Annotated in this window: 18 protein-coding genes and 1 pseudogene; 8 read left to right on the forward strand and 11 right to left on the reverse strand. The window is 45.6% G+C overall.

Annotated elements, in window-relative coordinates; translation table 11 throughout:
- Positions 1 to 17 precede the first annotated feature (17 nt).
- Complete coding sequence (gene nqrM, locus ATB76_RS21445) at positions 18 to 251, forward strand: (Na+)-NQR maturation NqrM (RefSeq protein ID WP_005427386.1); 234 nt, start codon at positions 18 to 20, stop codon at positions 249 to 251.
- Positions 252 to 320: 69 nt separating this feature from the next.
- Here nqrM and ATB76_RS21450 read toward each other — a convergent pair whose 3' ends face one another.
- Positions 321 to 1,535: a diguanylate cyclase gene (locus ATB76_RS21450; protein ID WP_038864651.1), complete on the reverse strand. Its 1,215-nt coding sequence runs from the start codon at positions 1,533 to 1,535 to the stop codon at positions 321 to 323.
- A 197-nt stretch (positions 1,536 to 1,732) separates the two neighbouring features.
- Here ATB76_RS21450 and dinB point away from each other — a divergent pair, with 197 nt between their 5' ends.
- Positions 1,733 to 2,761 (forward strand): DNA polymerase IV, encoded by a 1,029-nt coding sequence (gene dinB / locus ATB76_RS21455; RefSeq protein ID WP_042600069.1) that lies wholly within the window; start codon positions 1,733 to 1,735, stop codon positions 2,759 to 2,761.
- Here the strand turns inward: dinB and ATB76_RS21460 are convergent.
- Positions 2,758 to 4,683, reverse strand: a pseudogene (locus ATB76_RS21460) (RecQ family ATP-dependent DNA helicase). The gene dinB and the pseudogene ATB76_RS21460 sit on opposite strands and share 4 nt — an antisense overlap.
- Before the next feature lie 91 nt (positions 4,684 to 4,774).
- On the opposite strand from ATB76_RS21460, the gene ATB76_RS21465 reads away from it, so the two are divergent.
- Both ATB76_RS21465 and ATB76_RS21470 read left to right on the forward strand, forming a co-directional pair.
- The gene (locus ATB76_RS21465; RefSeq protein WP_061036119.1) at positions 4,775 to 5,254 is read left to right on the forward strand and encodes a GreA/GreB family elongation factor; all 480 of its coding nucleotides are present in this window, start codon (positions 4,775 to 4,777) and stop codon (positions 5,252 to 5,254) included.
- 59 nt (positions 5,255 to 5,313) lie between these two features.
- Complete coding sequence (locus ATB76_RS21470; RefSeq protein WP_042600067.1) at positions 5,314 to 6,057, forward strand: YggN family protein; 744 nt, start codon at positions 5,314 to 5,316, stop codon at positions 6,055 to 6,057.
- A 77-nt stretch (positions 6,058 to 6,134) separates the two neighbouring features.
- Here the strand turns inward: ATB76_RS21470 and ATB76_RS21475 are convergent, their stop codons facing one another.
- Positions 6,135 to 8,675, reverse strand: a complete 2,541-nt coding sequence (locus tag ATB76_RS21475; RefSeq protein WP_042600066.1) for an Ig-like domain-containing protein — start codon at positions 8,673 to 8,675, stop codon at positions 6,135 to 6,137.
- A 359-nt stretch (positions 8,676 to 9,034) separates the two neighbouring features.
- Here ATB76_RS21475 and ATB76_RS21480 point away from each other — a divergent pair, with 359 nt between their 5' ends.
- Positions 9,035 to 10,399, forward strand: coding sequence for a sodium-dependent transporter (locus ATB76_RS21480; RefSeq protein WP_005436738.1), 1,365 nt, complete (start codon positions 9,035 to 9,037; stop codon positions 10,397 to 10,399).
- 92 nt (positions 10,400 to 10,491) lie between these two features.
- Here the strand turns inward: ATB76_RS21480 and ATB76_RS21485 are convergent, their stop codons facing one another.
- The 5 genes from ATB76_RS21485 to tsaA form a co-directional block, all read right to left on the reverse strand.
- On the reverse strand, positions 10,492 to 10,683 hold the full coding sequence (locus tag ATB76_RS21485) for a DUF4250 domain-containing protein (RefSeq protein WP_042600065.1): 192 nt from the start codon (positions 10,681 to 10,683) through the stop codon (positions 10,492 to 10,494).
- Positions 10,683 to 10,889, reverse strand: coding sequence for a YaeP family protein (locus ATB76_RS21490; RefSeq protein ID WP_038864665.1), 207 nt, complete (start codon positions 10,887 to 10,889; stop codon positions 10,683 to 10,685). The genes ATB76_RS21485 and ATB76_RS21490 overlap by 1 nt, the downstream gene beginning before the upstream one ends.
- A 113-nt stretch (positions 10,890 to 11,002) precedes the next feature.
- On the reverse strand, positions 11,003 to 11,671 hold the full coding sequence (locus tag ATB76_RS21495) for a tellurite resistance TerB family protein (RefSeq protein WP_038879127.1): 669 nt from the start codon (positions 11,669 to 11,671) through the stop codon (positions 11,003 to 11,005).
- 162 nt (positions 11,672 to 11,833) lie between these two features.
- Entirely contained in the window at positions 11,834 to 13,549 is a 1,716-nt protein-coding gene (locus tag ATB76_RS21500; RefSeq protein WP_042600064.1) for a proline--tRNA ligase, read from the reverse strand.
- Positions 13,550 to 13,659: 110 nt separating this feature from the next.
- Positions 13,660 to 14,355, reverse strand: a complete 696-nt coding sequence (gene tsaA / locus ATB76_RS21505) for a tRNA (N6-threonylcarbamoyladenosine(37)-N6)-methyltransferase TrmO (RefSeq protein ID WP_061036096.1) — start codon at positions 14,353 to 14,355, stop codon at positions 13,660 to 13,662.
- Between the two features lie 127 nt (positions 14,356 to 14,482).
- Here tsaA and ATB76_RS21510 point away from each other — a divergent pair, with 127 nt between their 5' ends.
- The 3 genes from ATB76_RS21510 to ATB76_RS21515 all read left to right on the forward strand — a co-directional run bounded on the left by ATB76_RS21510 (position 14,483) and on the right by ATB76_RS21515 (position 16,687).
- Positions 14,483 to 14,743 (forward strand): type B 50S ribosomal protein L31, encoded by a 261-nt coding sequence (locus ATB76_RS21510; RefSeq protein WP_038864672.1) that lies wholly within the window; start codon positions 14,483 to 14,485, stop codon positions 14,741 to 14,743.
- Between the two features lie 3 nt (positions 14,744 to 14,746).
- On the forward strand, positions 14,747 to 14,872 hold the full coding sequence (gene ykgO, locus ATB76_RS27505; protein WP_005380299.1) for a type B 50S ribosomal protein L36: 126 nt from the start codon (positions 14,747 to 14,749) through the stop codon (positions 14,870 to 14,872).
- A 228-nt stretch (positions 14,873 to 15,100) separates the two neighbouring features.
- On the forward strand, positions 15,101 to 16,687 hold the full coding sequence (locus tag ATB76_RS21515; protein WP_038864674.1) for an AbgT family transporter: 1,587 nt from the start codon (positions 15,101 to 15,103) through the stop codon (positions 16,685 to 16,687).
- A 55-nt stretch (positions 16,688 to 16,742) separates the two neighbouring features.
- Here the strand turns inward: ATB76_RS21515 and ATB76_RS21520 are convergent, their stop codons facing one another.
- The 3 genes from ATB76_RS21520 to ATB76_RS21530 form a co-directional block, all read right to left on the reverse strand.
- Positions 16,743 to 17,468 (reverse strand): MipA/OmpV family protein, encoded by a 726-nt coding sequence (locus tag ATB76_RS21520; protein ID WP_061036097.1) that lies wholly within the window; start codon positions 17,466 to 17,468, stop codon positions 16,743 to 16,745.
- A 92-nt stretch (positions 17,469 to 17,560) separates the two neighbouring features.
- Positions 17,561 to 18,004 carry a YaiI/YqxD family protein gene (locus ATB76_RS21525; RefSeq protein WP_038864678.1) on the reverse strand — a complete coding sequence of 148 codons (444 nt, stop codon included), beginning with the start codon at positions 18,002 to 18,004 and terminating at the stop codon, positions 17,561 to 17,563.
- Entirely contained in the window at positions 18,001 to 18,294 is a 294-nt protein-coding gene (locus ATB76_RS21530) for a hypothetical protein (RefSeq protein ID WP_038864680.1), read from the reverse strand. Before ATB76_RS21530 ends, ATB76_RS21525 begins: the two co-directional genes overlap by 4 nt.
- Positions 18,295 to 18,751 lie beyond the last annotated feature (457 nt).

Raw genomic sequence — 18,751 nt, forward strand, 5'->3', positions numbered from 1 at the left:
TTAGTGAGCATGTCCCAATGAGTACATTTCTAATTACTTTTGCTGTCTTTGTTGCGGTGATTGCCGCGATGGCAGTTGGCTACATCTTCCAGAAGAAGGTAGTGAAAGGCAGTTGTGGTGGTCTTGGTGCGGTAGGCATCGAGAAGGTATGTAACTGTCCTGAACCATGTGATGCACGTAAAAAGCGTGAAGCTCGTGAAGCACTACGTGCTGAAAAACTTGCTGCATGGGAAAAAGATCGCATTGCTTAATATGTGAATCCTAGACAGAAAAACCCAGCTTCGCGCTGGGTTTTATTTTTTCTGAACAGTGAATGTTCGTTACTGGTAAATGGTCTGATTTCGGCCATTCCCTTTTGCTTGATACAGCCGGTCGTCCGCTACCTTAATCTGTTGGTCAAGGTTGCCGTCGATGTTTGATACTCCAACGCTAATCGTTACTTGAATACTCTCGTCCTGATAAGGTACGGGTGTTTTCTCTACACGTTGACGCATTTGTTCCAGTCGATTGACGAATTCATCATAACTGCCACAAGATTGTATACAGAACTCTTCACCACCAAAGCGTGCAATCACGTCTTCTGGGAAATAGATCTTCAGGATATTCGCTACCATCACCAAGGCTGCATCCCCGCCGTCATGCCCGTAATTATCATTCACCTTTTTGAAGAAATCGATATCTAGCATCGCGATGTTGCGCTGTTCACATCCGCAACAAGCTTGACCAAATAAAAATCGACGATTCCATAAGCCAGTTAATGAATCTTGGTTGGCCATCCGGAACAATTCGGTAGTCGCTTCTTTCATGTCTAAGATTTGATGGACACGACAGAAAAATTCCTCTTGGTTGAAGGGTTTATATAAAAAGTCGTTAGCGCCAGCCTTCAGAAAGCGTGCGGTCATGGTGTGGTCGTCACTGCCAGAGATGCCTAGGATAGCCAGTTGGTTTTTATCCAGCTTTTGGCGCAGTTCTCGGATCATAGTGATGCCGTCTTTTACCGGCATATCATGATCTGTCAAAACCAAGGTGATGTCGGGATTTTGCTCGATGAGCTCAATAGCTTTTTGTCCATTTTCGGCTTGAAGCGTTTGAATATATTGATGTTCTAATAGCTGAACAACATGGTGACGAACGGTCATCGAATCATCAACAACTAAACATTTGTGGTGCTGGTTATTGGTCAAGCGCTTAAGCAATGGCAGAAGATAAGAGACAGATGCCATGCTGTCTTTCAGGATGTAGTCCAATACACCTTTTGCCAACATTTGCTCTCGAATATCTTCCTGAAACATGGCTGTCAGCACAATGACCTTATGTTTACAAGCAAGGAGGAGGTCGATGATCTCTCCATCCTGTGCGTCCGGCAAACAATAGTCGAGAACGGCACATAATAAGTCATGTTCATTCATCAAAAAGGATTTAGCTTCTTCAAAACTCTCTACGGCAAGCACTTCATAACCAGCTTGGCTTAAGATTTGATGCAAATAATTTCTGAAGGCGCGACTGTCTTCGACAACCAGTATTTTCTTACTCAAAGAAGTGTCCCTACTTTTAGTGTTACTTGCATCAATAATAACGAAATGTGAATACAGTGCTATCAATAATTCAGATTATTGACTCCAGATAACACTATTTTCAAAGCGGCTATTTATGGCTATACTGTTTTTTTAAACAGTATTTGTTTTGTGTGTAGATCGTGCTTGAAAGAATAAGAAAAATAATTCACGTTGATATGGATTGTTTCTATGCTGCCGTTGAGATGCGCGATAACCCAAATTATCGGGGAGTCGCCCTTGCGGTTGGTGGGCATGAAAAGCAGAGAGGCGTTATCAGCACGTGCAGTTACGAAGCACGTAAGTTTGGTGTACGCAGTGCAATGCCAACCGCAAGAGCATTACAACTATGTCCGAACCTCCTTGTGGTTCCGGGGCGTATGCACGTGTATAAACAAGTTTCTCAGCAGATTCGTGCCATCTTTGAGCGTTACACGCAAATCATCGAGCCTCTCTCTTTAGACGAAGCTTATCTCGATGTCACGGACTCATCAGCATGTCGAGGCTCTGCAACTTTAATTGCCGAATCGATTCGCCACGATATACATGTTGAACTGGGATTGACCGCATCAGCGGGCATCGCACCGATTAAGTTTCTTGCCAAAGTAGCCTCTGACATGAATAAGCCAAACGGTCAGTTTGTGATCCCGCCGGATAAAGTTCAGGAGGTGGTGGACAAACTTCCACTCGAAAAAATTCCTGGAGTAGGCAAAGTCAGTTTGGAGAAACTTCATCAAGCTGGGTTCTACTTATGTGAAGATATTAAAAACAGTGACTATCGTGAACTGCTGCGTCAGTTCGGGCGGCAAGGTGCTTCGTTATGGAAACGCAGTCACGGTATTGACGATCGTGAAGTAGTGGTAGAGCGTGAACGTAAATCAGTTGGTGTTGAGCGTACGTTTAGCGAGAACATCTCGACTTACGATGAATGCTGGAAAGTAATAGAAGAAAAACTCTACCCAGAATTAGAAAAACGGCTAGAGAAAGCCAATCCAGATAAATCGATCATCAAGCAAGGCATCAAGCTCAAGTTTGCTGACTTTCAACTTACGACGATTGAGCACATTCATCCCCAGTTGGAACTAGAGGATTTCAAGGTGCTGCTGCGTGATATTCTTAAACGCCAAAATGGTCGAGAAATTCGTTTGCTGGGCTTGAGTGTGATGCTCAAGCCCGAAGCACAAGCTCGTCAATTGAGCTTTTTCTAGGATCGAGCGATTTCCACTTGTTTCAATACTTGCTCGAAAGAGACATTCGCCATTGCTCCATAACCTTGCAGTTTGCTCGCTTTTAACTGAGTGATAAGTGGCGTACTAATGCCACATAAAAAGCGAGAAACCGCTGCATTACTGACGGCGGTAGGTGATAGTTGGATGAATTCGTTAATCCATGCTGATAGGTGAGTGAGTTCAGGTATTTCATTTTGAGAGCTTGGAAACGTAGCGACGTGCCCGCGACATACTGAGCAGTGACCACATTGCGTCGGTGCATTGTGATCAGCGAAGTAATGGGCCAGTTGATGACTCAAGCAATCGTCAGATTGGAATAAATTCAGCATGGTATGGATACGTTCAATATCCTTGCGTTCTTTGGATTGAAATAATTCAACCAAATGCTGAGCGAGTCCGTCTTGGCTTTGAGTTTCTGGAAGGACAGAATACACATCTGTTAGTAGTTTGCTTTCCAGCTCAATCCAGCCGTTTTGATGGAAGTAATCCAAAGCCGCAACCACTCGACTTCTCTCCGATTGGTAATGCATCCACAGCGCTTCCAAATCAACCTGACACCAAACTTTGGCCCTTGTCGAACAGGTAAAAATAGCCTCAATAAACTGGCGACGTTCACCGTGAAATTGGTTGAGAATGAATTGCTGATCTTGCAAAAACTTGAAGCGATATTCAGCAAAATAACTGTATTTTGCGGTAATAACTTGGGCGAGTTCCAAATAAACTAGCAGTGTCTTTAATGGCAATTGACGAATGTTACTGTCTCGAGATAAACGCAAAGCCATTACTTCCCATTGAGGAGCATGCTCGCGAATTTGCTCCAACACATAATGAATTGAGCTCGGTTCTGGGGTATCACCAAACACAAAGTTTTCTAGGACGGTTAAGCCCGAAGTATTCCCAAGTAAAATGCATTCTGAACGCTCGCCATCACGCCCTGCACGTCCAATTTCTTGCGCGTAGTTCTCGATTGACTTAGGTAAGTCAAAGTGAATTACTCGGCGAATGTCGGATTTATCGACTCCCATACCAAACGCGATGGTCGCGACAATGCAGTCAATTTGTGACGCCATAAATTGATGTTGAATCTGTTCGCGGATTTCGCTTTTCATGCCAGCGTGGTAAGCATGTGCATTGACGCCTAAATGGATCAAAGACTTTGCCACTTGCTCGGCGGTTTGCTGCTGTGTCACGTAGACGATGGTCGGAAGTTTTGGTGCAGCCGTAATAAGATCGCCAAGTTGAGTGGGCTTATTCGCTTCTTCACAAGGAATAACGGAGATATCAAGGTTAGGGCGATAAAAGCCAGTCACTGTAATGTGTTCACTCGCGATATTGAACTTCTTCTGCATATCTTCAATAACCGCAGGGGTTGCAGTGGCGGTTTACAATAGAGATTGTTTGTTGTTGAGGGCTTGCTGTTATTGCGGGAGTTTGAGGTAATCAGGGCGGAAGTTGTGGCCCCATTCAGAGATACAGTGCGCTTCATCGACCACCATTAAAGAGATAGGAATTTGACGAATAAACTCTCGAAAGCGCTCGTTCTTCAAGCGTTCAACCGAGATCATCAAGATTTTAATCTTGCCACTTTTTACGCCCGCCATTACTTGTTGAGTTTCTTCGCGACTTTGGCTGCTGTCCACTGATGCCGCAGGAATCCCTCGACTTTGTAAAAAGCTTAATTGGTCTTTCATTAAAGCCAAAAGCGGCGAGATCACTAACGTTAGATTGGGTAGCAAAGTCGCGGGCAGTTGGTAACAAAGTGATTTACCTGAGCCAGTCGGAAAGATTGCGGCAGCGGAATGACCACTCATCACAGCTTCAATGACGGGTTGCTGTCCTGATCGTAAAGAATCAAAACCAAACACAGACTGAAGTGTTTGCTGAAGTGGGTCACTTTGCATAATAGGGAAACCTCTATTTGATGGTAAACTGTCGCAGAAAACGATTCTTTAAATTACCACATTCTCAATGCTTAATGCGCGCCCTAAAAGTATGAACAAAGCTGACTTAGTCCAAATTATCATTCAACACTTAGAAGAGAAGCTGCAAGTTGCTCACGCCTCTACACAGCGAGCTATTGACGCTGCGACAGATGAAGAAACTGTCCCTGAGCATAAATACGATACGCTAGCACTTGAGGCATCTTATCTTGCGCATGGACAGGCCATACGCGTGCAAGAAAGTGAAGAAGAGCTTCGCCAGTACCGCACTCTTGTGTTGCGTGATTTTGTCGATGCTCGTATCGCGGTTGGTGCTTATATTGAATTAGTGGACGAAAATGATATCGAAAAAGCTTTCTTTATAGGGCCTTGCTCTGGCGGATTGACTGTCGAATGGCAAGGCAAAGAGGTGTTTGTTCTTACGCCGAAATCCCCCCTTGGTCGTGCTTTGATGGGGAAAGAAGAAGGGGAGGACGTAGAGATGAAAATTGTCGATAAAACAACTTGTTATGAAGTCGTGACGATTTGCTGACATCCCACCCATAGGTGGCTGTTATAGTTAAACAGGATAACCATGAAAAAGAGAAAGTAATGAAGAAACTGCTCACGCTCTCCTTGTTGACTATCAGTGCCAGTGGCTACGCCGCTCAGTGTCGCGTTGATATTAACAACGAAGTTCGTATGGATGGTCAGAACTTAGAAATCGTACATGCCAATGGTGAAAAAGCGGTCGTCGATGAAGACAATAACTTGTTCATCAAAGGTGAAATGATCGAGCTAGACGATGATCAAAAAGCGGCAATTGAAAGTTACCGCGAGAAGATGAATGCTTATATTCCGCAAGCGAAACAGCTGGCGAGTGATGGCTTAGCCCTAGCAAATGACATCATCGATGATATCGCAGTAAGCCTTGATGCGCCTGATTCGTTTGATAACGTTAAGGTTGCGGTAAAGGATTTCTTTGCCGATGTAGAAGCCCGTTACTACAAAGACGGTGATTTTATTCTGCCTGCTGACAGTTTTGACTCGATGACAGAATCATGGTCACAAGACTTCGAAAAGGCACAAGAAATCTTTAACAAAGAATTCCTAACCAGCGCATTTGACGCTTTGTCTGCCAAGATGAAAGAAGACGGTGGTTTGAACTTGACTGCGCTGTCTGAAAGCATGACGGAACTGCAAGCCAAGGTACAAGAACGCTTAGCTGAGCATTCGAAAGACGTCGAAAAACAAGCGGAAGATTTGTGTGAATCACTGGATGATATGGCAGGTGAAGAGCAAGATCTGCTGAAGAAGATCCCAGCGTTAAAAGATTACCAAGTCTTCATGATTTAATTCGCGAAACACAAATAACAAAGAGCGCCTGTTATCGGCGCTCTTTTTACATGGGTACTATTCAGTATCTATACGAGTTATTCCGCATTCATCTGAGTTAACTTATCGCCTACTGGTTTCGAGAAGTTAAAGCCATCGTGTTCATCCCAATTGATTGACCATGTCATCACACCAGCGTAGTTCGGGTAGTTGAATGCTGGTTTCACTGTGCCACATGAAGTGCCTTTGGTTAAGCAATCTAATGCGTCTAGGATGTTCTGTGTTGGCGCCTGACCTGAGTTAGCTGAACTTGGACCCGATGGTAAGCCAATCGCGACTTGGTCATCACGCAGTGGTTCAAACATGGTACCGTCTGCCAATTCAAAACCTTCAATCAGCATCTTAGACTGCGCTACCATCATATCCACAGAACCTTCTGGTGCGGAGCCAGACATGTAAGGGTTTGGCAGGCCGCCGTTGTTGTATAGCTGAACGTGTAGTAGGTCGAGCGTGCTGCGTGTTTCGTTAATCACAGGAATGTATGCGCCCCAAATACCGCTATAAGCAATGTAGCCACCTTGTACATAAGGGTGCTCAGGTGCCATGGTTAGGTACATATCGCCGCCCATGTTCTGCTCGATTTGCAACAAAGCACCACCTAAACGAGCTTGGATTTGCGAACCATGCAGCAGGTTAGAGCCACTTTCTAGGTCCACATCCAAACCATCGAAGCCCCATTCGGCAATCAATGCGGTCAGGCTCGATACGAAGTTTGCTTCATCTTGGTCAGTGTTGAGTGTGATTGTGCCTTCTGCGCCACCAAGAGACAGAACGAACTTCTTACCTTTAGCTTGCAGAGCGGCCATGTCTTGCTTGAATTGAGTTGGGTCTAGCGCAGGACAATCGCTATAGATGTCACCAGAGTACAGGTTGAAGTGCACGGTACCATCGCTGTTACGGTCGTTTTCTGCAAAGGCAATATCAATCACATCCCATGCATCAGACATGTCAGCGAGGCGGATAGGACAGCCTGCACCGTTCACGAAGTTGTGCCAGTAGCCAATCAACTTATGACGTTTCTCAGTTTGTTCAACAACCGTAATCGATGCCGCATCAGAAAGCGCTGTTGTACCTGCAAGGTCGGTAGCTTGAGCACTTACCGTAAAGCTACCAATCGCGGCAGGTGTCCAGTTCGCCGAGTAAGGTGCCGTCGTGTCGGTTGCGACAATTGCACCGTTCACCATAAAGTCGACGTGTTTCACGCCAGAGGTTAGTGAGGTTGCATCTGCGCTTAGAACGAGATTCTTACCTAAACCGACGGTTTGACCTGCACTCGGTGACGTCAATGAAATCACCAAATCTTGGTCACTCACAGTCACGTTAACGACAGACTCGGAGGTATTGTTATCGTTGTCTGTGGCAACGGCTTTTAGTTGATTGGTACCAATCAGCGTTGCACTCCACAAGACTGAGTATGGTGCTTGAGCAACCACACCTAAACTGGTGCCATTGGCGAAGAACTCCACTTGAGTCACGTTACCGTCTGCATCGCTGGCATCCGCCGAGACTTCAACATTGTCGCCTGCGAGTAATACTTGGCCTTCGCTTGGTGCGGTGATAGCGACTTGAGGCGGTGTCGAACAGGCACCTAGCCCAGTCCAGGCATCCTGCCAGTACAAACCTTCACCTGGCTCATAAGCCCAGGCTGCATCAGAAGAACACCAGCCTGCAACATCACAACGATATTTCTGGTTGAGATTAGAGACGAGTGCACCTGCTTCATAGCGGTTACCTGCCACATAAGACACGGCGTCTGCACAACCGCCAGAACTAGAGTCGCTGACGACGAGCGAGACTTCTTGGCTCATGGTTGACAGGTTCGAATCATCGGTTGCTTGCGCTTTGAAGGTATGAGTACCGACTGCCGCCGTCCAGACATATTCATATGGAGCCGCAGTATCGACAGCCACGGATTGGTTGTTTACGAAGAACTCAACTTGGGTGACTAAACCATCGCTGTCTGCTGCATCGGCCGTTACCGAAATAGTGTCACCTACATTTGGTGTTTCTGTACCTGTTGGGCTCGTTAGAGAAACGGTTGGAGGTGGCAATTCGGTTTGTGGTTGAACGAAGATAGAAACATTGGTTGTGGTTACCGCACCTTCGTTGTCGGTGGCGATTGCCGTTAACTGAGAGACACCCTCTACTGCTGTCCAGTTAGCTTGGAAAGGGGCTTGGCTTACCATTGCAACAGTTTGATTCCCAGCAAGGAACTCTACTTGAGCCACTTGCCCATCTTCATCAGCAGCATTGGCTAATAGCGTTATTACGCTGCCTTCTGGTATCTGTGCGTTATCGGTTGGAGAAGAGAATGAGACTGTTGGAGGTAGGTTTGTACCGCCACCATCACATTGCCCAAGGCCTTTCCAAGCCTCCCATGGTCCCGAGTTGTTTACCGGATTATTGCCTTGGGTCCAATAGGCCGCTTCATAAGCTGCGCCTTGGGTCCGTACTTGATCGCCAGAGTTATAAACGGTGGTACCATCCCATGCTGATAAATTTTGGCAGTTATAAGCTTGAGCTTGGTAGCTGACACTGAGTGCCGCGATGACCGCACCATGCAGTAGCGTGACCTTCATTTTTCTCTCCTTGAGTTACAAGATGTTCTGTTGAACTAATTAGATAACTAGTTGATAAATAGACATCAGGAGAGAAATTCGAAGCGTTATGTTTCACTTTTCAACACGAAATCACGTTGAACTATTCGTACTTTACAACTCGGCTCATTATTTTTCGGCTCACTTCACGCTGATTTATAAATTCATCAAAAAGACAAAAAACGATACTTGGCGAATATGAGATGTACGTGGAAATTTACAAACTGAATGTCTGCTAATTGATCTGATTGTCGAGTAATTAACCTAATGACTCTTGTTGAGTAGAAGATATTGCTATACTGTACTAGTCAGCTAGTTCATTGATATTTTGTGTGAGTGGTATGACACAACAAACTTCTTCTCAGCCTCGTGAGCATTTTGGCTCACGCCTTGGATTCATCTTAGCGGCAGCAGGTGCTGCAGTGGGTCTAGGTAACATTTGGGGCTTTCCTACCCAAGCAGCAAGTAACGGCGGCGGTGCCTTCTTGTTGGTGTACTTGGTGATGATTCTTATCGTTGCATTCCCAATGCTGGTGGTTGAAATGGCGATCGGTCGTCATGGTCAAGCAAACCCAGTAGACAGCATGCGTTCTTTAACAGACAACCCTGTGGGCAAGAAACTTGGCGGCCTAGTTGGTTGGATTGGTCTGAGTGTGCCAAGTGCGGTTTTGGCGTTTTACTCGATTGTAGGCGGTTGGTTGATCTGCTTTATGTTGGGCGCAGTGACCGACATCATGGGTATGGAAGCGGCGACACAATGGTTGAAAGGCTTCAGCGTTGAACGCAACTTGTTTGGTACGATTACATTTTATGTATTAACCATTTTGATCGTACAAGGCGGCGTGAAGCAGGGCATTGAGAAGTGGTCAACACGTTTAATGCCAGCACTGTTTGTTCTGTTCGGTTTGCTGTTCATCTACATCATGACGCAAAACGGTGCGATGGAAGGTTTGAAGCACTACCTAGTGCCTGATTTCGAGAAAGTATGGGATCGCAAACTTATCCTTGCCGCAATGGGCCAAGGCTTCTTCTCACTGACCATCGGTGGCTGTTCGATGCTTATCTATGGCTCTTACCTAAGTAAGAAAGAGAACCTGCCGAAGATGGCGATGAACGTGACTATGGTCGATACCGCAGTTGCCTTTATTGCTGGTCTAGTGGTGATGCCAGCAATGTTCGTTGCGATGCAAAAAGGCGTTCAAATCTATGCAGAAGATGGCTCTCTATTAAGTTCAGATACATTGGTATTTACAGTTCTACCGCTGATGTTTGATAGCTTAGGTTTGCTTGGCCAACTGTTCTCAATCGTGTTCTTCTTACTGCTGACGATTGCAGCACTGACGTCATCTATCTCGATGCTTGAATGTCCGGTTGCTCTGGTTGGTGAGCGATTCAACACTAAACGCAGCACGACAAGCTGGGTATTGGGTGGCCTGATTGCGCTGTTCAGTGTGGTTATCGTATTTAACTTCGGCGCACTATTTGGCATGGTTGCGACTATCGCGACGCAATATTTACAACCGATGGCAGCACTGTTGTTCTGTCTGTTTGGTGGTTGGGTATGGAATCGTCACTCGAAAATCAAAGAGCTTGAACAAGGTTGTCCTGAGTTCACCCAAGGTTGGTTTGGTAAGTTGTGGCCTGCATACGTGAAGTTTGTTTGTCCGATTCTCGTGGCGACTGTTATCTGGGCTTCGTTCGGCTAATAAGCTGACTCAAAACATAAAAGAAAAGGGCTTGATGAATGCATCAAGCCCTTTTTTCTATTCGTGTTTTTGCTATCCGTCTCGGCTCACGATTAACGGAACTGACCTGCATCAGGTAAGAAATCGAAACCTGCCGTCGCTAGCTTTGCTTCAAGCGCAGCACGGTCGATATCAAAAAATACGACCAACTTATCCAGATCACCGCCAAAGTCGTCACGCAGCTTCATATTGACGATGCTCATTAACATGATTGGATCCATGGACTCAAAATTTGCCAGATTCATTACTTATCCTCAAAATCTGAAATCAGCAGGTTTGCTGCTGCAAACGCGGCTTTTTCACGAGCTTCTTTTGGTAGGGATTCGTCGGCAGCGATGTCGTTTAACGCTTTTACTGCACACGAGATCGCTTGAGGAATGTAGCCTTGATCGCCACTACCGATTTGAGCGTAAAGCTCACGAACTAATTCACAACAGCCGTATACTTGCATGGCTAAATCCTTAAGAAATGATAACTGCTCTCAAATATACACATAGCCGTTTTGAAACTCAAAGCAGAGAATTGTTTTGGCTCAAGTTAACACGCAACTTGAGCAAACATTCATCACTGTAATTGTGCTTCTAACTGATAAGTGACCTCTGGAGAAAGGTTGAGTTGCTTCGCAAGCTCCTGCAAATACGTTTTCTCCATAAAGTTTTGCTCATCGGCCACAATCAACGACGCCAGATAAATTTCTGATGCCTGTTGTGGCGACGTTGCTAAACGCGCGATTTCTGCTGGATCGAGCGGCTTGTGCAGTTCTTGATGAACCAACTGTCTTACATGATCATCTGCGCCCATTTCTGTCAGTGCTTGTTCGATGCGAGCCATTTCTTGTTCATCGACGTGGCCATCGGCTTTGGCTGCACCAATCATGGCTTTAAGGATCAGTTTTGCATGTTTGTTGTCATCAGGATCGAAGCTTTCGTTGACGCCCTGTGTGTCCTGCTTCGCTTGCCAATCATTGTAGACTTTGTAAGCCAGAGCACCTAATGCAGCTGCGCCACCGACTTTGAGTGCGCCTGTACCGACTTTCTTGGCCATCTTTTTGCTCTTTTTAGAGCCCATTAACATGCCGATAAGACCGCCACCAATCGCGCCGGCACCAAGTGTTTTCAGTTGGCTAGAGCTTGATGAGGATTTGATATTGCTGGTTTGTTTACCAATCGCATCGGTACCTTGCTTGATTAGGTCTGATTTGAGCGCTTGGTTAAGAAGACTTTTTAGATCCATGAATGACCTCCTTACTAGATTGAATCCAGTGTAAGGTGATGAGTCTGAACCAAAGATTAACAGCGCCAATATTAGGTAGGGCCAAAAGGCTTAAAAAACAGACGTAAAAAAGGGCTGACCGAAGCCAACCCTTTTTATCACTCTGTATTCAGCACAATGTGCTTATTGCAGTTGAGCTTTAATGTGTTCAACGATGTCTGCCATAGCAATCGCTGTTTTCTCACCAGAGCGGCGGTTCTTGTACTCGAAGTTGCCTTCTTTCATTGAACGATCACCGATCACGATAGTGTGAGGAATGCCGATAAGTTCCATATCAGAGAACATCACGCCTGGGCGCTCTTTACGGTCATCGAATAGTACTTCGATACCCATAGCCGTCAGTTCAGCGTACAGCTTCTCAGCCGCTTCTTTCACTTCTTCAGACTTGTGCATGTTCATTGGCACGATAGCAACTTGGAAAGGCGCTAGTGCGTCTGGCCAAATGATGCCGTATTTGTCGTGGTTTTGCTCGATTGCAGAAGCAACAACACGAGATACACCGATACCGTAACAACCCATTTCTAGGATAACGTTTTTACCGTCAGGACCAAGAACGCCACAGTTCATCGCTTGAGAGTAAACATTACCTAGTTGGAAGATGTGACCAACTTCGATACCACGTTTAAGCATTAGCGTACCTTGACCACATGGGCTTGGATCGCCTTCTACTACGTTACGTAGATCTTCAACTTGGCCTAGTTCAACGTCACGACCCCAGTTGATACCGAAGTAGTGTTTACCGTCGATGTTTGCGCCTGCGCCGAAGTCGCTCATTACAGCAACAGAGCGGTCAACGATGAATGGCAGTTCAAGACCAACAGGGCCTAGAGAACCAGCGCCGGCACCGATCAGTGCACGCATTTCCTCTTCTGATGCCATCTCTAATGGAGAAGCAACTTGAGGTAGGTTTTCTGCTTTCACTTCGTTTAGCTCGTGGTCACCACGAACGATAAGAGCAATGATGTCAGCATCTACTTCATCAGACGCTTTCACGAATAGAGTTTTCACAGTCTTCTCAATCGCTAGACCGTGTTGCTCTACAAGCTCCGCGATTGTTTTCGCGTTTGGCGTATCAACCAACGTCATCTCTTGAGTTGGCTCAGCGCACTCACCTGCAGGTGCTGCCGCTTCTGCTTTTTCGATGTTCGCTGCGTAATCAGACTCAGTAGAGAATGCGATTAGGTCTTCGCCGCTTTCAGCAAGTACGTGGAACTCTTGAGAACCACTACCACCGATAGCGCCAGAGTCAGCAAGTACTGGACGGTACTCAAGACCCATGCGATCGAATGCTTTACAGTAAGCGTCGTGCATCGCTTGGTAAGATTTCTCTAGACCTTCTTTGTCGATGTCGAAGCTGTATGCATCCATCATGCAGAATTCACGTGCACGCATTACGCCGAAACGTGGACGACGTTCATCACGGAATTTAGTCTGGATTTGGTACAGGTTTAGCGGAAGCTGTTTGTAAGAGCTCACTTCGTTACGCACAAGGCTAGTGATCACTTCTTCAGCTGTAGGGCTAAGAACAAACGGACGAGTATGACGGTCAGTAAAGCGAAGTAGCTCAGGACCCATCTTCTCAGAACGACCTGTCTCTTCCCATAGTTCAAACGGCTGAACAACGGGCATCAAAGTTTCGACTGCACCTGCATTGTCGATTTCTTGACGAACGATGTTTTCGACTTTACGCAGCACACGTAGACCAGTAGGCAGCCAGGTGTATAGACCTGAAGCCAGCTTACGGATCATACCCGCGCGTAGCATGAGCTGGTGGCTCACTACTTCTGCGTCGTTTGGAGTCTCCTTCAGAGTAGAAAGAAGATAATTACTGGTACGCATTAAATTTATCCGTTTATTAAAGTTAGATACTCAAGCCAGAATGGACAGGAGCATGAGGTCCCACAAAGGGAAAATTGTTAGCCGCTTATAATATCAGCCAAATGCCTTTGTCAAAAGCTTTCAATCGCAGTAACTGTTATTAAGTTATCGCTAACCGTGAACTTAACGTTCAGATCGAACAAATTTACCGCATATTCCTTACTGTCAGGCTTGTTTTTCTTGTAAGCCGGACGAGGATCTTGTGCCAGAACTTGCTCGATCACTGTTTTGACATACTCAGTATCGCTACGCTTTTTGAGTTCCGCCAGTGCAGCTGAAGAAAAGCCGATCTGAGATGTTTCGGGTTCGTCTTCTGCGTAGCCACCTTGTGCCTCTGTAATAGAATCTGAGTAGGGGATGTATGGTTTGATATCAACAATTGGCGTGCCATCGACCAAGTCTACGTTACCAAGATCCAAATAGATCTGATCGCCTTTCTTGCTAATACCTTTGACTTCCACTGCCGACATGCCAATGCCATTGGGACGGAAAGTAGAACGTGACGCAAAGACGCCAACACGTTCATTGCCTCCTAAACGAGGCGGGCGCACGGTGGGTTTCCATCCCGCTTCTAAGTTCTGATCAAACAAAAACAGTAGCCATACATGAGAAAACTGCTCTAAACCACGAAGGGCTTCTGGACTATTTGCTGCGCCTTGAAGTTTGACACGTGAATGCGCCGCAGGCACCAAGCGAGGTTGGCGAGGGACCGCAAACTTCTCTTTATATGGGCTTTCAATTACGCCAATAGGCTCAATGGAATACATGAATATGGTGTCTTATACATGGAAGATGAAAACTAAAGTACCACAAAATTCCGCTTGCTTTTTTGTTGAGAATGATTCCTAATTGATATGTTATATTATAACAATTAATCAAGAGGGAAATTTTAATATGAAACCAGGAATTCACCCTGAATACCGTCCTGTAGTATTTCATGACACCAGCGTAGACGAATACTTTGTTGTTGGTTCGACACTACAAACTGATCGCACCATTGAATGGAAAGACGGCAAGACTTACCCATATTTCACACTGGATGTGTCATCTGCCTCTCACCCGTTTTACACAGGCAAGCAACGTGTCGTACAAGCTGAAGGTCGTATTGCTAACTTCAATCGCCGCTTTGGTCAATTCAATAAAGATAAGGAGTAAAAAATGAAGGTTGTTAAGTCATTAAAGAGCGCAAAAAGCCGTCACCCAGATTGTCAGATCGTAAAAAGAAGAGGGCGTTTATACGTTATTTGCAAAACGAACCCACGCTTTAAGGCGGTGCAGAAATAACCATAAATATCGTATCGATTTATGGGATGGCGTGACTTATAATTCTGATTTATGATCTGTATGTGGGTGATATAACTATATTTTTATCGATAATAGGTCATAAATCCGCCTTTGAGTTACATTCTGTAACGTTTTGAACTTTCACTTAACCCTTGTGTCGAGTACCCTGCGCAAGCTTTATGACATTTTTGTCACAAATGCGCAGGAATAAATACAAGGAGGGAACAGATGAGTTCATCTGCTTCAATGAAACAAAACTCACCAAAGAAGCCGCTGTTCACGCGTTTTCTAGATACAGTTGAATATTTGGGGAACCTTTTACCCCACCCAATCACACTTTTCGCCATTTTCTGTCTTGCAATCCTAGTTATGTCGGGTATCGCTGGTTACTTTGAAGTTTCCGTTGTCGACCCGCGCCCAGAGGGTGCGCCTGGCCGTGCTGCTGATGGTATGATTCAAGTCGTAAGCTTGCTAAATGCTGAAGGCTTACAGCTGATTGTTACAAATCTAGTGAAAAACTTTGTTGGCTTCGCACCGTTAGGTACCGTCTTGGTTGCGATGCTTGGTGTTGCCATTGCAGAACATTCTGGTCTACTTTCTGCTGCAATGCGTGGCCTAGTAATGGGCGCTTCTCAGCGCATGGTTACTGTAACCGTTGTTTTCGCTGGTATCATTTCAAACACGGCTTCTGAGCTTGGTTACGTGGTACTGATTCCACTGGCAGCAATGTTGTTCCACTCATTAGGTCGTCATCCACTAGCTGGCCTTGCCGCTGCATTTGCTGGTGTATCGGGCGGCTACTCTGCAAACCTACTTATCGGTACGGTTGATCCACTGCTATCAGGCATCACTGAAACAGCAGCACAGATGATTGACCCAACTTACTCTGTTGGTCCAGAAGTAAACTGGTACTTCATGTTTGTTTCTACCTTCTTCATCGCGATTACCGGTGCATTTGTTACTGAGAAAATCGTTGAACCAAAACTTGGTAAATATAATGACGAAGAAGCGGCTGAAGACTTGTCTCAAGACAAGATGGGCGGTCTAACTGACGTAGAGAAAAAAGGCCTTAAGCTTGCGGGTATCGCAGTATTGGCAGTGTCTGCACTACTAGCATGGACTATTGTTCCTGCTGATGGTGTTCTACGTTCTGACGCTGGCACAGTAGCGGGCTCTCCATTCTTGAAGAGTATCGTCGCGTTTATCTTTGTTTTCTTCGCGGTACCGGGTTTTGTGTACGGTCGCGTAGTTGGTACGATGAAGAATGACCGTGATGTCATTGATGCCATGTCGAAGTCAATGTCTTCAATGGGCATGTACATCGTACTGGTATTCTTCGCGGCGCAATTTGTTGCTTTCTTTAAGTGGACGAATTTTGGCCAAGTGTTTGCAGTAGCAGGCGCAAGCTTCCTACAAGAAATTGGTCTAACTGGTCCAATGCTGTTCTTCGCCTTCATACTAATGTGTGGCTTCATCAACTTGATGATTGGTTCAGCATCAGCACAGTGGGCAGTAACTGCACCAATCTTTGTACCAATGTTAATGCTAGTCGGTTACGCTCCTGAAACCATTCAAGCGGCTTACCGTATCGGTGACTCAACGACGAACATCATCACACCAATGATGAGCTACTTCGGTCTTATCCTTGCGGTAGCAACGCGCTACATGAAGAATCTAGGTATCGGTACGCTGATCGCGACCATGTTGCCTTACTCGATTGTCTTCCTTGTTGGTTGGAGTGTGCTGTTCTACCTGTGGGTATTCGTATTCGGTCTACCAGTAGGTCCAGGTGCAGCGACATACTACACGCCTTAATAGGCAACCTCACTCAGCTCAATCAAAGCCTGCGTTTATCGCAGGCTTTTTTCGTTCAAAGACCTGCGAAACGATAGGTTAGACCGACTTCTAACGACCAACCTATATCACGCTGTATCAATGTGCTGTCACTGTCATGATGAATAAATTCTGCTTTGGTGATTGCAATCCAAGATGGTGTGACTTCATAAAGACCAATAAGTCCTGCTTGGTAAACAAAAGTAGAATTGGCTTTAAATTCTCTTAGCCCTGATGCTGCCGCTTCTCGCGCAGAGACACTGTACAGATGGTTAGAGAGTTTTTTATCTCGGTAATCGACTTCTAGAAAGGGGGTGAGGGTAAACGGTGGTAACCAAGTCTCTAGTGTCCGGCCGAGATGCAGTTGAACTTCGTAACCATCGTGATCTGAGGTGACATCATGCAGATAAGTCAATCTTGCGCCAACAGTGCCCAAAGTAATACCAAGTTCACCATTGCCATCGCGATCGGTGATGCCATTTGGTAAATCGACAAAGGTGTTGGAGACTTCCGCAAAGCGCCAATTAGCCGATAGGCCCAAATAAGTTAATGCTTGCCAGTTGGCTAAGCTGCCATCGACAAAGCCAATAGGGCCGGAATAGAACAAGTTAGGTGTCGCACCCAACTGAGGTGTGTCTTTGACGGAAAAAGCGCTTTCGCCAGAGGTGATACTACCGCCAACAATGCCAAAGGGTTCTTGGCTGGCAAGCAACGTCGTAGAAAAGAAAAATAATGAAAAGGGGACGACGATCCGTGCGTTCATAAATAAAACTCCATTCTTGTTATAACAACAAAGAACGGAGTTTTGAGGTTCTCATTTCACTGGCGACGATTTTCGTGGGTAAAAATGAATGCCTAACGTTTTGCGAGGATTCTGTCGAGGTGATTGGCGAACTCGCGACGTTCCGTTTGAGACAGCGCTGCTGGCCCTCCCGTTTGAATACCGCTTGATCGCATGGTATCCATAAAGTCACGGATATTGAGTCGCGCTTTGATAGTATCTTTCGTGTAAAGCTCGCCTCGTGAACTTAGCGCCAATGCGCCTTTGCTAATGACTTCATCTGCAAGTGGAATATCTGATGTGATCACCAGATCATTGGCTTCGACACGACGAACAATTTCGTTATCCGCAATATCAAAACCGGCAGGCACTTGCAGAGAGTGAATATTGGCACGCTTTGGTACAGGAACTACGTGGTTTGCAACAAAGGTACACTCAACACCGGTTCGTTCTGCCGCACGTACGATAGTCTCACGAATGACTTTCGGACAAGCATCTGCATCTACCCATAATTTCATGCTGTTTTCTCATTTAGTTTGGCTTCAAGCTCTTCAACACGAGCCACCAGTTTAGCTACTGTGTTTTCCAGAATGGTGATGCGATCTTCTTCTTTCGGTGTTTGTACCGCAACTTCAACTTTAGGAATGCGATTCGCGCTTTTCCAACTTTTGATGGTTGCGATTAATGCTGGCATAGGCACAGGCGTTTTCATTCGAGCTTTGACCAGAGCAACGGTTGGCTCTTTACCTTGCTGTTGCAACTGCTCCATCACGGCTTCCAGCTCTTTAGTGACGTCTTGAGTTAACATATTTTGTCCCTACTAAAATGACTTCTGTCATCATACGTTGAGGCGCTGAAATTAGCGAATGGCAATTTCGGCAGACCCTTGTGCGAGATCTCTCACAGAGGTTGTGAGAGAAAACGATTTCGTCGTCAGAACAAAAGAAATTGGTTGGCATAAGATTATGAAAAATAACGGTTTAACATATTTTTAACTAAGTTTTCAAACAAAAGAATATCTTGGGCTGATTGTGATTTAAAAGGAAAAGCGTAAATTAAACCTTGTCGGCAGGAAGCAGACATGGAACAGGAAAGCACCAAGGATTTGGTCATCGTCAGGACGACGATTTGATTATTCAGGATGAGTGATCAAGCACGGAGCGCAGGACATTGTAAGGACACAATCATCAACAGGATGTTGATGACTAAGGATAGACAATGGACCCCTCTTAGGATTGAGGTAAGGACAGCATCAGGAAGATGCA

The organism is Vibrio sp. MOR3 (assembly GCF_001557775.1).
GTDB classification, from domain to species: domain Bacteria; phylum Pseudomonadota; class Gammaproteobacteria; order Enterobacterales; family Vibrionaceae; genus Vibrio; species Vibrio jasicida.